Source organism: Myroides injenensis M09-0166, assembly GCF_000246945.1.
Classification (GTDB): Bacteria; Bacteroidota; Bacteroidia; order Flavobacteriales; family Flavobacteriaceae; genus Flavobacterium; species Flavobacterium injenense.
Map to the genome: position 1 here is coordinate 1 of NZ_BAEX01000169.1, position 1,130 is coordinate 1,130.

Annotated in this window: 1 protein-coding gene; it reads left to right on the forward strand. The window is 35.0% G+C overall.

Going from position 1 to position 1,130, the window contains the following annotated elements; translation table 11 throughout:
• Positions 1-223: 223 nt before the first annotated feature.
• Positions 224-1,130, forward strand: a 907-nt coding sequence (blaRATA, locus tag RH98_RS15000; protein WP_010257767.1) for an RATA family class A beta-lactamase, incomplete at its 3' end; no start/stop codon positions are given.

Below are 1,130 nucleotides of genomic sequence, written 5' to 3' on the forward strand. Positions count from 1 at the left end.
CAACAGTGTATTGGCAAAAGACGGGGTGAATATTGTCTTTGAGAATTCAGTTAACAAAATTCGCAAAAAACTTTTTCGTTTTACTTTTTTTAGTATTTTAGCAAAACGAAAAAAGTTTTTGCTCAGGATGGTTTTCACTTACATTTTGTGTTAGCAGTAGCCCGTCCTTCGCCAATACTTTTTCCGTTGGTGGCAATTTTAAAGGACATACCGTAAACAAAAAATGAATAGACTTCTTCAATTAACAGTTTTGCTTTTATTACTCGTAACAAGTTGTAAAACACAATCCGACAAGACCGACTTGCTTAGAAATAAAATTGAGCAAATATTATCCGACAAAAATGCAGTAGTTGGAGTTTCAATAATTGGGAACAATGGGAAAGACACACTTTCGCTACACGGAGACAGGCGATTCCCTATGCAAAGTGTATTTAAGTTCCATATAGCATTAGCTGTATTGTCGGAAATTGACAAGGGGAAACTTTCATTAGACCAGAAAATTGAGATTCGAAAAGATGAACTTTTACCAGAAGATTTTTGGAGTCCACTTAGAGACGAAAATCCTAATGGCGGAATCTTTACTATTGAAAGACTAATTCAATATTCTGTCTCACACAGCGACAATACTGCTTGCGATGTATTAATACGACTAATTGGAACACCTAAAACGGTTGAAGAGTATATTAAGAAAAGTGGCATAAATGATATACAGATTACATTCAACGAAGAAGATATGCAGTCAAAGTGGGAAAATATGTTTCAGAATTGGACTACACCGAAAGCGGCAAGCCAAACGCTTAAATTATTTTATGACAATAAAAACAACTTGCTTTCAAAAAGCAGTTATGACTTTTTTTGGAAGACAAATAAAGAGACCACAACCGGTAATAACCGAATTAAGGGACAATTACCCGAAGGGACAGTTGTTGCTCATAAAACAGGTTCGTCTGGAACAAACAAAGAAACAGGAATTACTGCCGCTGTAAACAATATAGGAATTGTTTTTTTACCGAATGGCGAACACTTTATCATCAGTGTTTTTGTAAGTGAATCAAAAGAAAATTTTGACACTAACGAAAAAATTATAGCGGACATTGCAAAAGCAACCTATGACTTTTACACAGCAACGG